Source organism: Faecalibacterium sp. AF10-46, assembly GCF_003604105.1.
Classification (GTDB): Bacteria; Bacillota; Clostridia; order Oscillospirales; family Ruminococcaceae; genus Faecalibacterium; species Faecalibacterium taiwanense.
On the sequence record NZ_QVGY01000021.1, the window covers coordinates 1 to 5,504 of the forward strand.

Annotated in this window: 7 protein-coding genes; all 7 read right to left on the minus strand. The window is 52.1% G+C overall.

The window, feature by feature from the left end; translation table 11 throughout:
• Nucleotides 1-90 precede the first annotated feature (90 nt).
• Nucleotides 91-450, minus strand: a complete 360-nt coding sequence (locus DWV57_RS14000; RefSeq protein ID WP_120021098.1) for a DUF2500 domain-containing protein — start codon at nt 448-450, stop codon at nt 91-93.
• A 1-nt stretch (nt 451) separates the two neighbouring features.
• Nucleotides 452-799 (minus strand): DUF6054 family protein, encoded by a 348-nt coding sequence (locus DWV57_RS14005; RefSeq protein WP_005921745.1) that lies wholly within the window; start codon nt 797-799, stop codon nt 452-454.
• Between the two features lie 173 nt (nt 800-972).
• Nucleotides 973-1,176 carry a transposon-transfer assisting family protein gene (locus DWV57_RS14010; protein ID WP_097793492.1) on the minus strand — a complete coding sequence of 68 codons (204 nt, stop codon included), beginning with the start codon at nt 1,174-1,176 and terminating at the stop codon, nt 973-975.
• Nucleotides 1,166-1,681, minus strand: a complete 516-nt coding sequence (locus DWV57_RS14015) for a YodL domain-containing protein (protein ID WP_120021099.1) — start codon at nt 1,679-1,681, stop codon at nt 1,166-1,168. Before DWV57_RS14015 ends, DWV57_RS14010 begins: the two co-directional genes overlap by 11 nt.
• 8 nt (nt 1,682-1,689) lie before the next feature.
• Entirely contained in the window at nt 1,690-2,577 is an 888-nt protein-coding gene (locus DWV57_RS14020; RefSeq protein ID WP_120021100.1) for an LPD16 domain-containing protein, read from the minus strand.
• Nucleotides 2,577-4,400, minus strand: coding sequence for a DNA topoisomerase (locus DWV57_RS14025; RefSeq protein ID WP_120021101.1), 1,824 nt, complete (start codon nt 4,398-4,400; stop codon nt 2,577-2,579). The genes DWV57_RS14020 and DWV57_RS14025 overlap by 1 nt, the downstream gene beginning before the upstream one ends.
• On the minus strand, nt 4,387-5,504 hold a 1,118-nt coding region (locus DWV57_RS14030; protein ID WP_243112370.1), incomplete at its 5' end, for a recombinase family protein. The genes DWV57_RS14030 and DWV57_RS14025, both read right to left, overlap by 14 nt.

Sequence of the window (5,504 nt, forward strand, 5' to 3'; positions counted from 1 at the left end):
GTATGGGCGAACTCTGTTCCAGTCGATGGTCAGCCCTTGGATAAACAGATCGTTCATGCAGCACTCCATACTATATAATGTAAGAAACACTTAGTTCCGCTCAAACCCAAGATAGCGGGTGCCCTGAAAACTCAGCTTTCCAATGTCGCCCTCCACAAGCATTCCGTAGTCCGAACCACTTACGGTAAGTTCCATGCGGTCGCCGCTTTCTACCTGAAAGGTCACATAATAGGTCGTGAACGTATGCGTCATCGTATTATCCGTATGGTGGCGAGAAACTTCCGTGCGCTTTGCCACCACCGTTGCCGGAACGGTCAGCCGCGGCGAATGGTTGTTTTTATTCCATGTGCTGATATTTCCGATGATGGTGTATAGGATCATGCCCAAAACCACAAGGAACAGGATGGGAAACAGAATGCTGAACAGCAGATCAATTCCAGCGTAAAACATCTTATTCCTCCAAAATTTCTTCCAGCAGGTCCTTTACATCGTCCAGAAAAGATTCTTCTCCGAGGGTGTTCACCTTGAAGAACACCGCTTGACTGCCGCCCGCTGTAATTGCAGACAGCCGAATCGGGCTATCTCCATTCTGGAACATGGTCAGTGTCAGACTCAGGCGGTTGCCGCCCATCATGCTGTACCGTTCAAACACACGGACACTGCACCGGGCATCGCCCTCTTTGAAATCACTGCCTGCCTCTAAATCTGCCGACCAACTGCTGTCCGGGATTTCATTTTCCAGCTTCCGAAGCAACTTGTCAAAATTCTTGTTTCGGATGGTCTTTTCAAAGATTGCCATAATGGTTCCTCCGTTCTGACAATTAAAAATCGGTCCCTTATTTTTGATACGAGCAGAGCCACAGGAAAATTGCGGAGAAATCGCTTGAAGAGAGGAATTTTGTCTAATTTGATTATAGCATATCTTTTGGAAGAACAAAATACTTTATGTACGCCGCCCGTAGGCGGCAATAATCAGTCCGGGGGAAATTCCAATTCGGCAAACTCTGCATCGGTCAGCAGTTTCAGCTTCTCGATGACCTGTTCGGACAGTTCCCGCAGAGCAGTCTCATCGGGCATCAGGTAGCACTGCATGAGCCGCAGTTCGTGGATAAGCCCCAGTCGGGTGCCGGTGTTGTAAAGCATCATCAGCATGAGTTCTTCATGGTCAAAGTTCATGTTCAGTCCTCGCTTTCCGGCTTCCAGTTGGGTTACACTCCGGGGCATCGCACTTTTCCTTGAGATTCATCAGTACCGAATGGCGTTCCGGCTTTGTATCCAGAAACCCCGGCAGTTCCTTGAAGCCGATGCTGTCCACATAATGCACAGACACCTCGCCATTGCGTTTAAGTGCGATCACATCGCTGACCGACAGGCTGTGTCCCTCAAAATCCTGCGGACGGGAGAGGTTGAACATCTGAAACAGTTCTTCCAAAACCTCGTCGCTCGGCACATCCTGCCACATGGCGGGCAGATCAGCATAGTAGGTGACCTCGTAATGCTCCGGGTCGGGCGTTTTGCCTCGACGGTTCAACTCCCGCATAGAAGCAAATCTTTCATCGAAGATTTTTTCGTCATGCCGCAGCTGCATCACCATATAAACATTGCACCCTGCGTTCAGGAATTTCTGCGGGATGTCCGTCATGGGGTCGCCGTCAAAATTCTGGTTCCATTTTTGCTGCATCGTCCACCTCACAGTTCTGGCGCAGAACGTGCAGAGGATTTTGGCGCAGACGTATCACTTGCCAGTTCTGCCAGCTTTTCCAGTGTGGAAGGGCGATGGTCTGCACTCAGTTCCTCGGCTTCCGCAACTTTATCCATGACTGCATCGTAGTCCTGCAGTAGCCGCCGGCCCTTTTCCATGTGATGTGCTTCCAGAATCTGCTCACGGGCTTCCTGAATGGTCAGTTCCGGGGCATCCAGCTGCCCGCCGTCCATCACAGAATAATCGCTGTGGTAGAGGGTGTAGTCCCATCCATCCTCACAGGACTGGATGGCAAGATAGCCTTTGCCGCCCAGTTCCCATGCAGCCTGCTCGTCTTGTGTCTGAATTTCCGGGTAGAAGTCGGCATGGTTCCGTTCCATGACCTCGGCAAACTGGCAGATGTGGAACACATTGCCCAGACCGCCCATGTCAAAGTGATAATCATCCAGATGCTCCACCCGTGCCGTAAAACTGCGCCCATCCGGGTAATCCACCTGAATCACGCCGCCATCTGGAATGCGATAGAGGTCATCATAGTGGCTGTTGATGAGACGAATATCCTTCGGCAGCGTTTCAGGCTCCCAGATGCGCCGTCTGCCGATACCAGCTTGCGGGATGTTTTCGAGGATCTTTACGCTTTCCTGTTGGATGACCTTGCGGTCATCGTCCGAAAGTTCAAACAGATACCAGTTCCGGGCGGCAGAAATGGCGTTCCTGCCATCGGGCGGCAGGTTCTTTTCCGAGATCTGCCCGCTTTCCAGCGGCTCACCAGTTACCTTGTTGTAGGTGGCAAAGCCGACGCCTGCACCGTTTTCCCGGAGGTGGAGATAGCGTTCATCGTTGATAAGGTAGACCGCTTCTTTTTTCTGCTCCATCAGCACCCACCTTCAAATTCCAGAGAAAACTTGCTGCGGCCATCGGCTTCACAGGACAGCAGCACGGTGGCATTGTAGGTCTTGCCCTTGGCACTCTTGCAGTCCTTCAAGCGGACACGACCATCCCGCAGCAGCTTGTCCGCCACATGAGCGTCCAGCCGCTTGCCCAGACGCTTGAAGAACGCATTGTCCTTCCACAGGACAAAACGGCACTCCCGGTTCTCGCAGAACCAGCCTTTTTCACGCTCCACGACATTTGCACCACAATTCGGGCAGACACCAATGATTTTGTTTTTCATAAGCGCATTCGCTCCTTTTTTCATTTCTGTATTCTTTACCAGTTCGGTAATCATCGTATTGATCTCGGTCATAAATTCACCCGGCTCCATTTCGCTGCGCTCAATACGCAGCAGCTTCGTTTCCCAATCGGCGGTCATTTCCGGGGATTGGATCTCTTCGGGCATCACAGTAATGAGGGCTTTGCCCTTGTCCGTGGGCAGAAGTACCTTGTTTTTCTTGGTGCCCTTGCGTTCCAGAAAACCCTTCTGCACCAGTTTTTCGATGGTGGCGGCTCTGGTTGCCGGGGTACCGATGCCCTGACGCTCCACACCCTCCGGCATACTATCCGCACTGGTGGTTTCCATAGCGTGCAGCAGGGTATCCTCGGTAAAGTGCTTCGGCGGGGAGGTTTGGCCCTCTTTCAGTTCGGCATTGAGGATGCCGCACTCATTTTCTGCGACATTGGGCAGGGCGGTGAGTTCCTGCTTCCGGTTCAGGATATCTGCCAGCACCTTGCGCTCCACCGCTTTCCAGCCTTCCTCCAGAATCTCCTTACCTTTGGCAGTAAACTCCTCTCCAGCACATTCGGTGGTCAGCAGGGTTTCCAGATACCGGAAGGGCTTGCTGACTGCCATCAGCGTCCGGGCGATAATGAGTTTCAGGACGTTCTGCTCGCCCTTGGGCAGTGCGTCCAAATCTGCTTGCAGCATACTGCGGGTGGGCAGAATGGCGTGGTGGTCGGTGACTTTTTCCCGGTTGACGGTGCGCCGTGTCCGGGGCACAGCCTCGTCCACATCTGCCGAGGTAATGTCGAGAAAACCCTCCAACTCCTCAGTCAGTTCCTCCAGCATTTCCTCGTCATCGTCAGTGATATAGCAGCTATCAGTTCTGGGATAAGTGGTAAGTTTCTTCTCATACAGGCTCTGTACATAGTCCAAAGTCTGCTGTGCGCTGTACCCCAGCAAGCGGTTAGCGTCCCGCTGAAGAGTGGTCAGATCATACAGTGGTGGTGGATTCTCGGACTTTTCCTTGCGGGTGATGCGCTGGATCGTTGCTACCATCTCCTTTCGGCAGGCTTTCAACAGGTTTTCAGCAACGGATTTTTCAGGAATGCGGCGGCTGGATGCCGTGCAGCCGCTGGTCAGTTCCAGATCCACCGTGTAGAATTTTTCCGGGGTAAAGGCGGCGATGGCGGCTTCTCGCACCACCGTCATGGCAAGCACCGGGGTCATAACACGCCCCACCGCCAGCGGCTGACCGTACAGGCACGAAAAAAGCCGGGATGCATTGATGCCGACCATCCAGTCGGCGCGTTCCCGGCAGAGTGCTGCGTTGTACAGCGCATCGTATTCAGTTGACGGTTTGAGGTGGGCGAACCCTTCCCGGATAGCGTTTTCCTCCATGCTGGACAGCCATAGACGAGAGAAGGGCTTTTTGCACTCCGCTTGCTGGTAGACAAGTCGGAAGATCAGTTCTCCCTCCCGTCCGGAATCTGTAGGATAGTTCTCGGAGGTGACTTTTCTGACGTTGTTATTCAATGGCATCCAATGGGCCGATAAAGCGGTAGAAAATCTGGATTTTCTGGACGTATTCGCCATCGACCTTTTCCGCTTTGGATACCAGAATCTTGTCAATCAGCTGATGCAGAATCTTATAGTTCAGTTCGGTGATGCCAGCGTACTTGCTGACTTCATCAATAAAATCCTGAATCTTGTCCAGCTGATCGTGTTCAGCACGGCCTTCCCGCTCGTACTGCTCAATCTTGTCGGTCAGTTCAGCCTGTTCTTTGTCGTAGCGATCCGCAAGCATTTGAAAACGTTTCTCCGGGAGAAGTCCCTTTGATACGTCCTCATAAAGTTTTGCATACAGGTCTTCGATTTCTGCGATTCGTGCTTTACACTGCTTCAAATCCCGTTTGTGCTGCGCCCGGTCAGAGGACACCCGGAGGTGCATCTGATTTGCAATCTTCTTCACAAGGGCTTCCCGATTGCTCACAGCAGCCTTTGCGTGTGCCTGAATGTCTGCAAAGACAGCTTCATGCAGAACACGGGCTTCCAAATTGTGAGAGTCACAGGCTTTCGCACCATATTTCCGATAAGTGCTGCAACAATAAAAGGTCTGATCCAGAACACTGTTGCGTTTGCGCCTGTGCTCAACCTTGACTAACATCGTTCTGCCGCAGTCTGCACAGCGGATAATTCCCTTGAAAATATTGTCGTAGTCGGTCTTATCACACATAAAGCAGCCAGAACGGCTGTAAAGGATGCGCTGCACGTTCTCCCAACGGTCTTGTGGGATGATTGCTTCATGTGTATTCGGAACGATGGCACGTTCTTCAAACGGAATATAACGTCGCTTTTTGGATTTCATGGACACGGTGGGCTTGGCTTCGTAGATGATGTGTCCGGCGTAGACCGGGCTGTGCAGAACCTGACTGATATAGGCATTATCCCAATCATACATCTTTTCATCATCAATAAAGCGGCCAAACATCTCTTTCTTGTAGTAACACGGCTTCAGAACTTTTTCATCGTGGAGCCGCTTGGCGATGCGGTGAAGCCCCAGCCCTTCCTCTGCCATTGAATAGATGTACTCAACAACAGGGGCGGTGTTCGGGTCAATCACAAGGTGATTGTGGTCGGCAGGGT